Genomic DNA, 15,305 nt, shown 5'->3' on the forward strand with positions numbered 1-15,305 from the left:
GCAGGTGAGGTGGTCGACCTTGAGCGGGTCGCGGATGCAGGCGTCTCCTGGGTCAGGCCGGCGTCAGTCGGCGAGGAAGACCAGTGCGGTCTGGATACGGTGTGTACGCGAACGAGGGGGCGGTGCAAACAGAAGAAGCCCCCGCGAGCGGGGGCTGTGGTGGAGAGGATCAGTTGCCGCCTGACGTCGGCGGTACTGGCTTGAGGGACAGGTGTGTGGCGGTAGCGGACAGCTCCAGGTCGTCCTCGCTGTTCAGGATGTGTGCGAACACGCTGGCCTGCGCGTCGAAGAACTCACCGAAGTCATCGCCGCCGAGCTCGGCACTGGCCAGCTCCCACCAGTCGTCGAATGGGTCGACGTCAGGGTTGCAGCCGACGGCGTAGACGAGCAGCTTCTGGCACCCGTCCTCAGGACGGCGTTCGGCAAGGAAGTACACGCCCTGGTCTTTGGCCAGGACCACGCGGCACTGGTTGGCAACCGCTTCGGCAAGCACGGGACGCAGTTCTGCGCCTTTGAATCGAAGGGACATGGTTGATCTCCTGCTGCTCAGTGACGGACAGGTTTGGGTCCAGACAGGCACTGCACGTGGATGCGCCGCCAACTACCGTCGTCGATAAGTCGCTCCAGCGTTTCGCCGAGCGAGTCGAAGAACACTTGATCGACACGTTCGACGAGTTCCCCGTCGCGTTTCAGCTCGATCGCATAGAGATCATCGGCACGTTCGTACAGCACGGTGACCTGCCCCTGGAACTTCGCTGTTGCAACGGTGAAGCTGATTGCCGGAGGCGTCTTGATGATGTCGTCGGGCAGCGGGTCGACGAAGGAGAAGTCCCGTGCGCCGGCATCCACCAGCAAGTGGGTCACGCGGCGGAAGCCGTCCGGAGCAGCCAACTGTTCAAGCTGATTGATGAGCTCCTGCAACTCCGGGCAGCGTGGTTGCGGGATCGGCAGCTTGGCCGGTGCTGAACCGATGATGTGCGTTTGCACCGTATAGGGCGTTCCGTCTGCGGTGTACTCGGTGCGTTCTTCCGGCGTGTCCGCGCGCAGACCGTCGAAACGGCGTCGGGCATACGGCTGGACCTGTACCTTGGTTCCCTCGTCAGGCACTTCGGTCAGCAGTGCGCGATCGAGCACAGCGAATTCGGCACGGCCGGTTTTGACGATGATGGCCTCACCGGTGGCGGCGATCACCTTGCCCTCGAACGGTCGGGGATCGATGTGGAAGCCCAACGTCGAGACCTTGGGTTGGCCGTCGAAGATATTGAACTTGAACGAGCGGACATTGCGCGGAACATGACCGGCAACCAGAACGGGCATTTTTGCGCGGATGGCTTGGGTATCCATTGGAGACTCCTTGATGAAAACAAGGGACTCCCGCCCGCAAGGGAGGATGTCCCCTGTGGGTTGGGTGGATGGCACGACATGCGCTGGAGCAACAGAGCAACCAGTGCGATGAACCGCACCGCAGTCTCGAAGGTCTCGACTGCCTGGGCATGCTGCCGGCTACGCCAGCGAACATGAGGCCAGCGTGGGGTACGCTTCGGTGGCAGTCGTCCGGAAATCGGTAACGCGCCACTACCGGGTTCCACAAATAAGAAGAGCCCCGGGTGGGGCTCGAAAGGGCTATTCGTCGTAGAGCTTCAGTCCATCCAGATTCGATGCATCGGCATCGAACACCAGCATTCGCACATCAGCCAGTGCGGCCAGGTGAAGAACCTCGACGAGGGATTCCGGCATGCACTTGCTCAAGTGTTCCTGCCGCAGCTGCTCGGTGGAGATGCCTTCGACGTATTCCAGATTGGTGTCGGTCCAGGGCGTGGCGATCAGCTTCACGCCAATTGCGGGACTGTACGGAATGCGAAAGGCGACAAACAGGAACCCGGTTGGTGTGGCGATGTCCGCCAGTTCTTCCAGGTAGCGATTCGCATCCTCCGTGATATGTGCGGTGCTGATCTCCCAGCAGCGACTGTAGTGGCCGGTCTCGAAGCGAAGCCGCCGCACGACTTCACGCGCGGCGTCTTCGGCGTAGGTATCACCGACATGGACAGGTTGGCCGAAGTCGTCGCCGTTGACGGCATAGACTACGGTTCGGACCACACCCTCGCTCTGGCACTGAGCCTCCAGCTCATCAGGGATTTCCTGGCCCTCGGTGATCAACGCGAAGTCGTCGTTGAAGAAGCAGGGGAAATGCGCGACCTGATCGTCGGACAGGTGCGCCTGGCTAGGGTGCAGCGGACGCCAGGCCGGAGGGCAGTCGTCTTCGTAGGTGATGAACAGGCTGCGGCTGATGTGCAGATTCTGGTAGTCGCGGAGGAAGGGGTTGGGATGAGGGGACATGTTGTCGCTCCTGTCGAAAAAGAGGGACATGGCCCCAAGGGACGCATGTCCCTCGTGGGGTGTGAGAAAAATGGCGGTTTAGAGCAGGCTTACCAGCCGTGGTAGTGGAGCAGCAGGTCGGCGATGACCTTGCGGCGCTCGAGATCGAGACCGCCGAGATCGGCAAGCCCCTCGAACTGGCAGCGTTTGAGCAGCGCGCCGCCTTCAGCGGCGTTGTAAAAGCTGACCATGGCGGACAGAAACATCCGCTGGCCGCTGCTCAGAACACCCAGGGCGTCGTTGACTCTCGGCAAATTCGGCCGCAGCTCCCACTTGCTCCTGGCTTGCTGCAGCCCTGCGTGGGTGCCATCGCCGAACCATTCGACGCCGGCGATTTGGATGCCTCGTTTCCAGGCTTCCAAAAAGGCTGCAGGCGCATTGTCGAAGTGCAGGATCTCCCGCGCGATCTGATCAAGTACGTCTTGGGGGAAAGACTGGTTCATGGCGTTCTCCCGATGAATTGGATTCAGGGGTGGAGGCGCTGTTGCCAGCACCCAGTGGCCAGGGCCTGGTCGGCAGCCTGATACGAGCGGAAGTAATCGAAGGACTCGCGCGAGACCGGTCCGTTTTCGTCGGTGGTGCCGATGAAGTAGCCGGCGGCGCTGTGGCGTACCTGCAGGGGCAGGCGTTTCCCTACATAGGTCAGGGCCAGATAACCGACGGATTCGGCTCGGGCCTGGGTGGCGCTGGGCGACGCGGAAGGTGCATGGGACATGGAAGAGCCTCCTGGCTGGAATGGAACAAGGCACCGACGCCTTGCTGGCGCTCGTCCGCACGGTGGTGCGAAGCGGACTGGTCGGATCAGCGCGGGGGATTCCGCGGTGCAGCCAAGGATCCGTGCTGCTGGCATGGTGCCGACCGAGGCCGACGACACATGCGGAGCAGCATCGAGTTGCGTAGGGGAGTGAGTCAGCGGGAAATGGGAAACCGGCGACCTCCCGATTGCGGGAGGGGAAGGTCAGAGGGTGCATTCGTTTATGGGCTCGACGAGGATTCGTCGAGCCGGCGATTTCGGGCAGGCAGGAGAAAGGCGCCGAAGGCCTGGGCCTTCGGCTGTCGAGGAAGAAACCACCTGTGAGCTGATTCAGGGATTGGCCGTCGTCAAAGCCGTCCGCTGTCGCAGCGATTGCACTCGACCCTTGTCGTGGCTGGGGCCGAAATCCTTTGGCACGCATCTGCGTACAAAAGGAACCCGTTGTTTCGCCGGTGGGTGCCGGCACTGAATACCGTTCGACCCGAAGGATCTCCTGGCGGCTCGTCCTGTCATCGAGACAAGGCGCCAGGGGACCCTTCGGGGCTGCGGAAACCACACAGATCAGAGTGTCCGTGAGGTACGGACTGCGGATGAATCCGCCTTCTCGTCTGGCCGGCGAAACGCCGGCGACGGGCACACGTTGCAGAAGGATGTGCGTGCTGGGTTCCCCGCGGGAGCGAGGTATGCGCATCAACCGTAGTCGATACGATGGGGGAGATGAGCCATCCGGCCTATGTCGAAATCTGTCGCGGCTTGCGCGCCGCTCTGGGTTTTACGCCGGCCTGCTGGCCCTTCTGGACAGGAAGGGTGCCCTTGCAATCGGGATAGCTGCGGCAGGACCAGAAGGCACCGGTCTTACCCGTGCGCTGTCGAGTGGCACCACCGCACAGCGGGCAGACCGGTCCTTCGGGCAGCTTGATGGACAGGCTGGTGCCGCGATACTGCTGCACGAGCTGCGTGATCCAGATGGATTGCTTTTCGACGAAGGTGTCCAGCGTCATGCCGCCGGCCTCGATCATGTCCAGGGCCTGTTCCCAGACTGCGGTCGTACCGGGATCGGTGATGGCCGTTGGCACTGCATCGATGAGTGTGAATGCGGCATCCGACGCACGGATGGCGCGGCCCTTCTTCAGCAGATAGCCGCGGCCAAGCAGGCCGCTGATGATGCTGGCACGCGTCGCCTCGGTACCAATGCCCGTAGTGTCCTTGAGCTTCTGCTTCAGTCGGGGATCAGTGACCAGCTTGGCGACGCCTTTCATGGCCTTGACAAGATCGCCCTGGGTGTAGGGTTTGGGCGGCAGCGTCTTGAGTGCCTTCAGAGCGACCTGGCCGATCTGGCAGGACAGCCCGTCGCGCAAGGCTGGCAACACCTGGCTGCGCGGTGCCGATTCGCTGTCCGCGTCGTCCGCGTCCGGTACGGCCAGCACCTGGTGCCAGCCGGAGACGATCACCTGTTTGCCGATGGCTTGCAGATTCTGGCCGCCGCACAGCAACTGGGCCGTCGTGCGGTCGAACTCGTTATGCGGCAGGAACTGCGCGAGGTAGTGCGCGCGGATCAGCTTGTAGACCGCCAGCTCCTTGTCGCTCATGGCCGACAGGTTGGCCGGTTCCAAGGTCGGAATGATGCCGTGGTGGGCCGACACCTTGCTGTCGTTCCAGGCGCGTGAGCGCTGAGTACGGTCGAGCTGGTCGAGCAATGGGCGCAGGCTGGGATCGGTGGCGAGCACGGCATCGAGCACGGCCGGCACCTCGGCGAACATGCTTTCGGGCAGGTAGCCCGAGTCAGAACGTGGGTATGTTGTGGCTTTGTGCGTCTCGTACAAGGACTGTGCGATGTCCAGCGTCTCCTGCACGTCCAGCCCGAGTTGCCGAGAGCACACCTCTTGGAGTGTACCCAGGTCGAATGGCAGCGGCGGGCCTTCGCGCACCCGCTCCGTCTCGACCGACACCACCTGGGCGCTGCCGGCAGCGCGCATGCGATCGACTGCTTGCTGTGCCACCAACTGCTGCAAGCAGCGACCGGCGTCATCGGTACAGCCGTCCGGTGCGATCCAGTTGGCGAGGAAGGATTGCCCGCCCGCCGATAGCGCGACCTCGACGCCCCAATACGGTACCGAAACGAAGCGGGCGATCGCGCGGTCGCGGGCTACCACCAGTGCCAGCGTCGGAGTTTGCACCCGACCGACCGAGAGCACGCCGTCGTAGCCGGCTTGACGCCCGAGCACGGTAAACAACCGGCTCAGGTTCATCCCGATCAGCCAGTCCGCCCTGGAACGAGCGAGCGCTGAGTAGTACAGCGGCAGCGTCTCGTTCGACGGCTTCAGCGCGCTCAGCGCCTTGCGGATTGACGCATCGTTGAGTGCCGACAGCCACAGCCGTTGAATCGGCCCGCGGTAGCCGCACAGGTCGATCAGCTCGCGAGCAATCATCTCGCCTTCGCGATCGGCATCGGTTGCGATCACCAGCTCGCTGGCCTGGCCGACGAGTTGCTTGACGATCTTGAATTGCGCGGCGGTTGTGGCCTTCGGCTCGACGCGCCAGCGCTCGGGAATGATGGGAAGCTGCTCGATGGACCAGCGCTTGTACTGCTCGCCGTAGGCCTCCGGTGGTGCAGACTCGATCAGATGACCAATGCACCAGGTCACGACGGTGCCGGCTCCGCTGTAGCAGCCGTTGCCGCGTTGGCCGGCACCCAGCACACGAGCGATGTCTTTGCCCTGGGAGGGCTTTTCGCAAAGAAATACGCGCACGGAATGACCTTTATGATGCAGGGCCTAGAAGAGCTGGCTGCAAGATCGCAGGATCCAAACGCGGTTGAGTGTGATAAACCGAATCCCAAGTCGCCGTATTGGGTGGAGGACGGTTATCGATAGGGCGTGCCGAAAGTCTTGCTTTGCTGAAAACGTCCTATCAGTATCGTTTGGCTTTTTGAGCGCGCCTGTATGGGCTTGAGAAAACTAGCTGGATGCAGTGCCTGCTCCGCTGATGGGTGGTTGAGTGATGATGATTTCGGATGCCACCTTGGCTGTGCTCCTGGCGGCCAAGATCCATGGTACGGACGCGGCGGTGCGTAGCACGGCAAAACGCTGCGCCAAGTTGCTGCCACGGAGTAAGCGCGACTTGATGTTCCAGATTTCCGAATCCAAGAAACCGTTGGAGTTGGTCGCTCATATTGCAGCCAATCTGGATTTGGAGCTGAATTGACCTAAGGCATGCGGCTGGGCTGTACAAGGCTGCAATGCTTTGCTCATGAGTTCGAAGAACGGTGCAGGTCTTACCCGGAAGAGTGGGGCAACTGATTCTGCAGAAAGAACTCACGGTTTTCGTTTCTGGTGTATCCGCTTCTTCATCTTGTGTGCGCTGGAACTCAATGGAATCCAGTGGACCTATCCCCAGGGTATAGGTCCACCGAGAGGCGGCTGGTCACTGGGCGGCTTGTTCGACCGGAGGTTCCGGTTCTGAGCTGCCCGGCTTGGCACTGAGCGATACAGCCTCGATGCGGTAGGGCAGCATGCTCACGCTACGGGCATTGATCCGATAGGTAGTCCGTGAGTTGTCGTTGTCGTCCTTCCAGTCGTCGCGCTCCTCGCGACCTTGGACGACGACACGCATGCCTTTCTGGAACAGCGTGGCCCAGTGTTTGGCGTCCCGATGCCACAAGTCGACGGGTGCCCAGAAGCCGCCGCGATCCTCGTAGCTGCCGTCCTTGGCAGGAACGGGATTGTCGAAGTACACGTTCAGACGCAAGACCCGACGTGGTTCTTCGTTGCCGTTGGGGTACTCGTGGAACTCCGGCGCAGATCCGATGTTGCCTTCACCGATAAAGAACGTGCTCATGGGGTAACTCCTTGGTTGGGGTGAAATGACCTGCGCCGAGAGCGGTTGGCGCAGGCGGGAGGAGGTGGGTGTGCTCAGTTGGTTTGTGGGCCGTACTCGCGTTCAGAGGTGGCACCGTCACACCGGAGCAGATAGGCGGCGTGTGCCTGGGCCACTTTGCTAGCGCATTCCTGGGCCTGGCGGCCCAGCGTGTGCAGCAGGCTGATCTGCATGTTGAGGACGATGCGCTGCAGCTCCATGGCGTAGAGCTCTTCGACCAGCGTGTCGGGCGTGGCGTTACTGGTGATCAGTTCTTGCCACAGCGCCACGCCCATTGCCGAACGGTCGGGTTTGCGCCAGCGCAAGAAGGTCGTGCCTGCGCCAGTGGTCTGCTGGGCCAGTTGCACGGGCAGCAGACGGAAGGGGTAGGCGTCCGCCTGTGCCAGGACGCGCCGCTGCGCCAGCTCGATCAAGCCGTCGCGCAGCGCGTGGCACTGGCTGGCCCACTCGGTAAGCGTCCCCTTACCTTTAAAAGGCTTCAAAAGGCCTTTTAGAGAGGCTGCGTGTTCCAAGCGCTGGAAGTCAGCCTGTTCCAGCGGGTAAAAGCGGCGAGTTGGCCCAGATGCCGGAATGGTCGTCATGCTGGCTCACCCTCGTCGGCTGCCGCAGCAACCGCGCTTTCACTGGTTTCAGTCTGGAAATCGTCGTCGCTGGCGTCCGCTGTCCCTTGGCTTGCAGGCACTGCCAGCGCCGAGCGACGGATGATGGGCGGTGCGTAGCGGGAGCGCCGGGTGCCTTCGAACACGTCCTGGGGTAGTTCACCGTATTTCTCGATGGTGGCCCTGGCTGCGGCATTCTTGGCGGCGAAGTCATCCCGGGTGCAGCCCGAGAAGCGATATTGCTGCGCAAGCGAGAACAGGCTGCGCAGCGCGTGGGCGCCTTCGTTGAGCCAGCGTTCGAGCGTGCTGCGATCAATCAGCGCCGTGTGGTGGGCCAGGATCAGCTTGCGCGCCAGGTCGTCGTAGTCGGCCAGCAAGTACACCGCGAGGAAGCCGAGCTGCGCGTTCACGAACAGCGGCAGTTTCACCGGCTGCACGTTCATGTTCTCGCCCAGCGACAGCGCTGGTGGCACGTCGGACAGGGCCTGGTCGACCTGTTCACGCAAGGCCAGCAACGTGTCCTTGGTCTGCGACAACTTTTCCTCGACCCTCAGCATCCACCAGTCCGAGTAAGGGTCGTCCTGCTCGGAGCCGCGCTTGATCTTGTTGGCGATGGCGATGAAACCGTTCAAACCGACGATGCCGGGTTTCCCGTCGCTGGCCGCTCGACCGTGCCAGATGCGTGAGGCGTGATGGGTGTGCAGCGTCAGCGACATTGCGCTGCGCAGCGATCCGAGGTTCAGTTGCAAGGCGTTGTCGGTGGCCATGGCGGCGACTCGCGGTGGAGGAACGAGTCGCCAGCTTGGACAGCGGACGGAAGGTGGTCAGTCAACAAACCGCACCCGATGCCTGCCCGGTTTGTTGATGGTGGAAGGCTGTCTGTTGCAACTATCCCCAGGGGATAGTTCCATGGAGATCCAGCCGGTTAGCCTGACGCCGCGATGGGAGATGCCTGCTTGTGCAAGCTGGGAAGGCTGCCTGTTGCAACTATCCCCTGGGGATAGCGCTAGGGTGATCCAGGGACGTTTCCCTAGCCGTCATTTCTGGTTCAGCAGGGCGTGCAGATGGGCGAGGTGTGCCTGGACGACCTCGGGGTTCGCCGGTCGGGGATTGGTTGCGGGGGACAGCTCGATGGCGACGGCGTTGCTCTGCCCCTGTCCAGCCCATGCTTTGAATTCGCCGCGGATAGCGGCCTGGATGATGCCGAACAGATAGCCGGCGGGTTTGCGCACCTCGCTACTGCGACAGCGCGCGGCCCATTCGTCGAGCACGGCTTGCCGCAGTTCGGCGTCCACCTGCTGCAGAGCCACCAGGGCACCGGCCTGTTGTTCATCCTTCAACGCCAAAAAACGCTCGGGCAGTCGAAGATCCTGGAGCTCGCGCGCGCGCAGTACTGTACTTACTGATTTACTAAGTACTTCAGTACGGTCCTGCTTCGGATTCCGAAGAAGGGCGGTTTTGCTGGGGTTTTCACCTGCTTCGGAATCCGAAGCGGGCCGTTCGCCATTCCGAAGAAGGGCATCGCCGCCTTCTTCGGATTCGTGTTCGGGCTGCTCCTGTGGATAACTTTCCAGGGGGTTCACGCCACCCTGGGCCATGCGTCGGGCCAGCACCTGCAGCCGCGTCGGCAGTGCGCGGCCGCTGAGCATGGGATCTTCGCTGAGTTCCCGGATGGCGCAGTAACCCACGCGCTGAATGGCCTTGCTGGCATGGGTGAGCGCATGGCTCACCAGGCCCAGGTATTCAGGGTCGAGCTGCATGGCCTCAAAGGGGGTGAGCGGTTCGTCGTGGAGGACGTAGAGGTTGCCTTTGATGCGTCCGGTCTTGGGGTCGCGCCGACGGCGCACAAGGCTGAGCCAGCGCGTCAGCCGCAGGAGTGTCAGCGCACGTGCCACTGTTTCATGCGAAGCCTGTTCGGCGCAGGGCGTCGAGGCCAGATAGCGGCGCAACTGATCGTAGGTGGGGAACGCCGTCACCCCATCGGCGTTGAGCAAGAGCCGGACGATCTGCCAGGCATTGCGTTCCAGCGGCGTCAAACGCCTGTCAAGAAACAGCGCGCGGGGTACGCTTTCATGGCGATTGCCGCTGTAGAGGAAGCCATCGCTGGCCGGGTCGGTGTCCTTGGCGGGTGCCAGGTGCTGCAGGGCGTTGTCGAGCAGCGTTGAAAGGGAGGCGGGGCCTGCCGGCGAGACCATGGGTCACACCAGGCCTTGGTCGATCCAGCTTCCTATCGCAGCCCAGATCACGGACATGGGCAAAGATAGGGCTTCGGCCAGATCCATTGTCAGCGCCAGCATCGCGCTGTCATCGTCCAGCGCGATGCCGCGCTCGGTAATGCCGGATTTCCAGCGTTTCCACAGGGTCGTGTCCTGTTCTTCATTCAGAACCGGATGCCGCCCCCGGCGTTTGGGCAGCCCTATGATGTCGCGGCGCAGGGCTACTTCCTGATGGGTCAGGCCGAAAAACTTGCTGACCATTTCGGTACTGGCACCGAGACGCAGCATGCGATCGACCGTGGCGATCTCCTGCTCGATGTCGTTCATCTGGCCGACCAGGCGCCAGAGGACGTCCGTATTCACCTTCACAGAGCACCACGGCACCTGGGCATTGGCCAGCAGACTGACCAGCGCGGGCTGCTTCAGTACATCCAGTTCGCGCTCGCTGAAGCCCATGGACAGGCAACGGCGCAGTTGGCCGTTGCGCAGATCGTGCAAGGCTTGGGCGACGACCGCTTGGTTCAAGGGATGAGGTGCCGACATATGGTTCCCTCCGGCCGGTTTCAGTGGTCGGTCTCATCTGGATTGGCTTCCAGATCCCAAAGCCGGCGTGCCAGCCGGACCAGACGGAACAGCTTGACCAACCCGTTATCGCTCAGGCGCGGCAGGGCGTCCCCTCTATCGGTTCCCCGCAGCAGTGCACCCAGGCTGTCATCCAGCCGGATATCGCGCTGATCGAGGCGCGAAGGCTCGGCGACGTAGTGGCTACTCAATGCACGGAGCAACGCGAGCACCGTGTGACCGAACAGAAACGGCTGAGTGCCTTGCCGGGTTGTCAGGCAGGTGAAGCCAATACCGGCTTTGACCGCTTCGATGCAGTCGGCCAGCTCGGCTTCCTCTGCGATTTCTTGCGCGAACTGCGCAATGTGGATGCGCAGACGATCCGGCGAATCCAATCCCGGCTCGATGTACCAGACGTCGCTGATCGGGAAAAGTCCACCGGCCTGCACGGGAATCGCCTGCAGCACATTGTCCGCGAAGGCCGGTAGGGGCTCGCCGCTGTGCTCGGCGACAAGTTGCTGGATGGCCTGCAGTCGCTCGGTGCTGTCGGCAGGTGAAACGATGTGAGCCTGCAGGCACGCTTCGGTACCACCCTCACCAGGCGGAGCGCCTGGTCCCGGTGAAGGCGGGGCGGTGGTGTCGTTGGATGCAACCCCCACGACCCCTGCTGCCGTGCCATGGTTGCGAGTCGAAGCCGGCTGGGGAGTGGACGCACCGTCGGTTTTGATGGTGGTGACGACGGTCGCGGCCTCGACTGGCAGCAGCGGTGGGCTGCTTACCGCCCGCTGGCGATGCTCGGTGCTGTCGACATCCAACTCCAGCACGTTGTAGTCGGTATCGAGCAGCTCCGACATTTGGCCGATCAGTTCGTCTTGGACCCGCCCGACGGAAAAGGTGTCTGGCTGCCCATCGAACGGTGCGAGGACGTCGTGGAATAGCGTCTCGAAATCGATGGCCAACGCTTTCCCGCACGCATATTTTTCCCAGGTGAGTTCGGCGGCCTTGCGCAATACCGCCAACCGCTCGACTTGATGCCGCCCCAGCCCGTTGTACAGCACGTTGGGAATGGTGGGCAGCAGGTAGCGCACGGTGTCTTGCATGCGGCTGATATGGGACTGCTGGATCGGGTAGCCGTCAGCGCTGAGGCGGCGGGCGAGTTCGGATTGCGACAGCGGCTTGTCACTTTCTTGTTCGTAGAGCTCGCGGGCCTTTTCAACGCCGAGCGCGCGCTCGACGAAGGTCAGGCCGCCGTGCAACTCGTTCTCCGCAAGGTGCCCGGTCAGTGCGATGATTTCGCCGCGTTCGGGCCACGGACGGTATAGGCAAGGTATACGGAAGAAACGTTGCGCCTTCGTCTCGGACCATAACTCGCGCAGGATGGCGAGGCGGGTATTGCCGCCGTTGCGGATGATGTAGTGATCGGCACCCGGACGCCGGGTGATCGGCGGCGGGGCATCGACGCCGCGCTCCCGGATGGAGGCTTTTATTTCGTCGTAGAGCGGGTTGCGCGTCAGGCGTGGATCAAGCTCATAGGGGCGCAACTCGTCGAGCGTGACCACCATCGGGGTGTCGGTGAGCGGATCGCTCAACGCCTGTGCGGCAGGGCCGGAACGGGAAAACCCCTCGGCCATCAGTTTGCCGGCCATTTCTTGGGGAGTGACATTGGCCATTCCAATCTCCCGGCTAGTTCCGTTCGGCTCGGCGCAGCCGTGCCCAGGCGTTTTGGCTTGCCCGGTGATCGCTCGCCGTCGAGCTGGTGAATATCGGCGATAGGCCAGGCTTCACGAACTTCATATGTCCCCCTGGCGTGCGGCTGACCTCCCAGCCTTCACTCAGGGCGAACTCAATCAGCGGTAGTAGCCGCTTGTGGCCGCGGCAGAGTTCATGAGCGCTCGACATGTGAACGTCTCCCGCCGGCTCGGCCGGTCACTCCGACAAACTGCTCCTGCCATTGCGGGCAAAGTTCGCTCGCAAGGGCGCGCATGGTCTCCAGGGCCGCCGGTGCCTGACGCCCGGTCGGGCGTCGGTATTCGATCCTATGTACGGGTTGGCTTGCCGTCGCGGCGCGCGGGAAGGCCTCGATGGCGGGCACCTCGGTGCGCAGTATCTGGACCTCGTTATGCTCACGGAAAATCAGGCGCAGCGTCTGCTGAACCAGCCTGGCGTTCGACGAGACGGCCTGCACGCGATTGAGCAGCAAGTGCAGTGGCGGAGGTTGGATACCCAAGTAGCGGTATGGGGTGATTGCATCGATAAGCTGCAGCGTGCCTCGCTGCAGTTCCCGGGCAGCCAGAATCTCGGGGGTGATCGGGGAGAGGGCCATGTCCGCAGCGAGCATGGCCATCTCCAGCATGACGCTGCGTGCGCCCTGTGTATCGATCAGCACCAGGTCGTAGTGCGGTCGGAACAGCGGCAGCAGGTTACGCAGGCGCAAGCGTCCATCCGCAGCATGCAGCAGCAGTGTTCCCAGTTGCTGGTGCTCGTCGTTGGACAGCAGCACATCCAGGCCTTGGATGGTTGTGTGCGATACCAGTTGCGCCAGGGTTTGCGCATTGAATGCCAGCAGCTCGTAGATGCCGCCGGTGGCGCGGTGGGTGAGTTCGTAGTAGGACGACAATGTGGGTTGTACGTCGAGGTCGATCAGCAGTACCCGCTGACCTGCATCAGCGATAAAGCCTCCCAGATTCGCCGCGACGGTGGTTTTACCTACCCCGCCCTTCGTCGAAATGATCGCGATCACGTGCATGGCTCGCTCCTTTTCCGTAGTGGAGCGGTGTCAAGCGCGCTCTTTGAGGCGTTCGCTGATCCAGTTGTCGATTTCGGCAGAGTCCCAGCCGACCGCACGAACGCCCAAGCGTAAGGCCTTGGGGAACTTACCTTCTTTCATCAAGTTGTAGATGTGTGCGCGCTTGAATCCAGTCTTGGCTTCAACTTCTGCGCGGCGGAGGATACGGCGCTCCGCAGTAGCAATATGCTCAGTGGACATGGTGGTCACTCCTTTACGCTTGGTAGCACTCGTAGGCGTGACCCGTAGTAGAAGAGCGTCACTCCGTTGGCGCATCAAACAATCGGATCGTGCTGACCACCGGATTCATCGGAGAGCCATGAGATTCGGCTTATCCGATTTCTACTGATTCGATGGCGTACAGCGTCTAGCCGACCCGTAGGCGTTTCACTATTGGCAGCGTCCAGAGGGCGTTCAAGATCAAAAAGGAGCAGCACTCTTTTGCGTGATTGATGAGTTGGTAGATTCGAATCTTTTCGTCAGCCAGGTGACAAAAAAAGTCATACGGAGGTGGGAGCTGTTCTCATCTGGCTATGGGGCGATGACGGCGATCATCTGGCCTGTTTCGCAGTGTGACCTGACGTGTACTCCGCAGTCAGGAGACATTTCTGGTCGGGGAACTGCCGAAAAAAGAGGGTCCTGACAACCAACGACAGGGCACACTTTCCGTTTTGAGAGCAGTCCATCAGCTGTTCGTTGCTTTGCCAATTTGCTGGGCACGAGCGACGAACCGACGCAATTCGTCCGATGGTGGTCTGTCGAGCATGGTTATGAAGGTCGCGGTACTGGGTACATCGTCAGTGATGGGACGGATGATCACATCGGAGTGCCTATACAGGGTGATCTGCGAGGCAAGCCCTACGCCAATGCCGTAGCCGGCAGCCACAAGCATCATCATTGGTTCATGGCCTGACACATACTCGGCAACATTCAATGATGGCAATGCAGGGTCGCAGAACCAACTGCGAATGACATCGTGCCCGCCCGAGCATCGTTCAGGATGGCAGAGAATCAACGGATGTCGGGCAACTTCGTGGAGCGGTATCTTGTCGAGCGCGAGAAGGGGATGGTTCCGGGGGATGGCGATGGCAGGACGATCTGTCCATACCGCCTCTTTGACGATCCCGCTGCTGAGTTCGGTATGTACGGTGAAGCCGGCATCGATCTGGTCGTGATTCAGGGCCTTGACCATCTCGTTGACCGTCATTTCGACGATCCTGACTTCGGTGAGGGGTTCTTCCTCGCGACACCGGGCCAATAATCTGGTCAGTCGAGGCTGGGCAAGGCTATCGGTTAGACCTATGCGCAACCATCCACGATACCCGCGCACCGCAGCATGTACGCGGGTTCGTGCGCCCTCCATGTGTAGAAGCATACGACGTGCTTCTTCTCGGAAGACTTCACCAGCCCAGGTCAGGCAAATGCGCCCTTGGGTGCGATGGAGCAGGCGGACCCCCAGCTCAGACTCCAGCTCCTTAATCGCACGGGAGAGGGGAGAAGGCTCGATGTGGACTCTGGTTGCGGCCCGCGAGAAGCTCAGCTCTTCGGCGACGACCAGAAAGTAACGTAGGTGACGTATCCTCATAAAACAGCCTCCTTGCTGTGTTGCAATTTGCTCCATGGGGACAGAACGCCGTCATTTCGTCTCGAGCACGGGCTGCAGAGTCCATCATTTGAAGATCGCTCATCGAATTTTCTTGGTGATTTCTGGCCCTTGCCTGATAGCGACTGAACCAGACATCGGAGTTTACTGCCGATGTCAATTCCCCCCCTCTACATGGGCCATGCTATCTGGAAAAATTGAGAAGTACGCCTCATCTCAGACTTACTGGTCATGGAGTGATCGTGTGACGGGGGAGAGCAAAGGGCTGTTGGGGAGGCAGTACTGAAGCAGCAGTCGGCGTCTTACGTCCTTGGGCCTAAGCCACCGGGGGCGGGCACTTGGATGTTGGTGGTCATCTCCAGCGCACCTTGGAAGAAAAATTGACGTGGGGGTTGCCTGGCCGTACAAACAAGTCCATAATTGCGTCCGCTGCCGAGGCAGTTGTTGCGGAAAACTCATAGTAATCAAAGAGTTAGAGGCTGGATTAAAGTCTCGTTTCCCGCTCCATATTCAACAAAAACGCCGCTCAGCAATG

The 15,305-nt window shown here is 61.4% G+C and carries 17 protein-coding genes; 1 reads left to right on the forward strand and 16 read right to left on the reverse strand.

The window, feature by feature from the left end; genetic code table 11:
- Positions 1–169: 169 nt before the first annotated feature.
- The 6 genes from FHL16_RS14970 to FHL16_RS14995 form a co-directional block, all read right to left on the reverse strand.
- On the reverse strand, positions 170–529 hold the full coding sequence (locus tag FHL16_RS14970; RefSeq protein ID WP_020798916.1) for a DUF3085 domain-containing protein: 360 nt from the start codon (positions 527–529) through the stop codon (positions 170–172).
- Positions 530–546: 17 nt separating this feature from the next.
- Positions 547–1,344: a hypothetical protein gene (locus tag FHL16_RS14975; RefSeq protein ID WP_020798917.1), complete on the reverse strand. Its 798-nt coding sequence runs from the start codon at positions 1,342–1,344 to the stop codon at positions 547–549.
- A 279-nt stretch (positions 1,345–1,623) separates the two neighbouring features.
- The gene (locus FHL16_RS14980; protein WP_020798919.1) at positions 1,624–2,337 is read right to left on the reverse strand and encodes a DUF5983 family protein; all 714 of its coding nucleotides are present in this window, start codon (positions 2,335–2,337) and stop codon (positions 1,624–1,626) included.
- An 89-nt stretch (positions 2,338–2,426) separates the two neighbouring features.
- Positions 2,427–2,819 carry a hypothetical protein gene (locus FHL16_RS14985; protein WP_020798920.1) on the reverse strand — a complete coding sequence of 131 codons (393 nt, stop codon included), beginning with the start codon at positions 2,817–2,819 and terminating at the stop codon, positions 2,427–2,429.
- Between the two features lie 23 nt (positions 2,820–2,842).
- The gene (locus tag FHL16_RS14990; protein WP_020798921.1) at positions 2,843–3,091 is read right to left on the reverse strand and encodes a hypothetical protein; all 249 of its coding nucleotides are present in this window, start codon (positions 3,089–3,091) and stop codon (positions 2,843–2,845) included.
- A gap of 770 nt (positions 3,092–3,861) precedes the next feature.
- Complete coding sequence (locus FHL16_RS14995; RefSeq protein WP_020798922.1) at positions 3,862–5,880, reverse strand: DNA topoisomerase III; 2,019 nt, start codon at positions 5,878–5,880, stop codon at positions 3,862–3,864.
- A 250-nt stretch (positions 5,881–6,130) separates the two neighbouring features.
- Here FHL16_RS14995 and FHL16_RS15000 point away from each other — a divergent pair, with 250 nt between their 5' ends.
- Entirely contained in the window at positions 6,131–6,334 is a 204-nt protein-coding gene (locus FHL16_RS15000; protein WP_042955536.1) for a DUF7740 domain-containing protein, read from the forward strand.
- Between the two features lie 219 nt (positions 6,335–6,553).
- Here the strand turns inward: FHL16_RS15000 and FHL16_RS15005 are convergent, their stop codons facing one another.
- From FHL16_RS15005 to FHL16_RS15050, 10 genes are all read right to left on the reverse strand, one after another.
- A complete protein-coding gene (locus tag FHL16_RS15005) occupies positions 6,554–6,967 on the reverse strand; it encodes a single-stranded DNA-binding protein (RefSeq protein ID WP_020798924.1) in 414 nt (137 codons plus the stop codon).
- A 74-nt stretch (positions 6,968–7,041) separates the two neighbouring features.
- Positions 7,042–7,587 (reverse strand): DUF3158 family protein, encoded by a 546-nt coding sequence (locus FHL16_RS15010; RefSeq protein WP_020798925.1) that lies wholly within the window; start codon positions 7,585–7,587, stop codon positions 7,042–7,044.
- Complete coding sequence (locus tag FHL16_RS15015) at positions 7,584–8,372, reverse strand: PFL_4669 family integrating conjugative element protein (RefSeq protein WP_020798926.1); 789 nt, start codon at positions 8,370–8,372, stop codon at positions 7,584–7,586. Before FHL16_RS15015 ends, FHL16_RS15010 begins: the two co-directional genes overlap by 4 nt.
- Positions 8,373–8,642: 270 nt before the next feature.
- Positions 8,643–9,800 (reverse strand): STY4528 family pathogenicity island replication protein, encoded by a 1,158-nt coding sequence (locus FHL16_RS15020; RefSeq protein WP_020798927.1) that lies wholly within the window; start codon positions 9,798–9,800, stop codon positions 8,643–8,645.
- A gap of 3 nt (positions 9,801–9,803) precedes the next feature.
- On the reverse strand, positions 9,804–10,364 hold the full coding sequence (locus tag FHL16_RS15025; protein WP_020798928.1) for a DUF2857 domain-containing protein: 561 nt from the start codon (positions 10,362–10,364) through the stop codon (positions 9,804–9,806).
- Positions 10,365–10,384: 20 nt separating this feature from the next.
- Complete coding sequence (locus FHL16_RS15030; RefSeq protein ID WP_020798929.1) at positions 10,385–12,052, reverse strand: ParB family protein; 1,668 nt, start codon at positions 12,050–12,052, stop codon at positions 10,385–10,387.
- A gap of 13 nt (positions 12,053–12,065) precedes the next feature.
- Positions 12,066–12,281, reverse strand: coding sequence for a hypothetical protein (locus FHL16_RS34460; RefSeq protein WP_077748606.1), 216 nt, complete (start codon positions 12,279–12,281; stop codon positions 12,066–12,068).
- On the reverse strand, positions 12,265–13,128 hold the full coding sequence (locus FHL16_RS15040) for a ParA family protein (protein ID WP_020798930.1): 864 nt from the start codon (positions 13,126–13,128) through the stop codon (positions 12,265–12,267). The genes FHL16_RS34460 and FHL16_RS15040 overlap by 17 nt, the downstream gene beginning before the upstream one ends.
- Positions 13,129–13,158: 30 nt before the next feature.
- Positions 13,159–13,368: an AlpA family transcriptional regulator gene (locus FHL16_RS15045; RefSeq protein ID WP_020798931.1), complete on the reverse strand. Its 210-nt coding sequence runs from the start codon at positions 13,366–13,368 to the stop codon at positions 13,159–13,161.
- A 484-nt stretch (positions 13,369–13,852) separates the two neighbouring features.
- On the reverse strand, positions 13,853–14,752 hold the full coding sequence (locus FHL16_RS15050) for a LysR family transcriptional regulator (protein WP_042955538.1): 900 nt from the start codon (positions 14,750–14,752) through the stop codon (positions 13,853–13,855).
- Positions 14,753–15,305: the final 553 nt, after the last annotated feature.

Origin of the sequence: Pseudomonas sp. FSL W5-0299 (assembly GCF_005930655.1) — a bacterium.
Classification (GTDB): Bacteria; Pseudomonadota; Gammaproteobacteria; order Pseudomonadales; family Pseudomonadaceae; genus Aquipseudomonas; species Aquipseudomonas mandelii.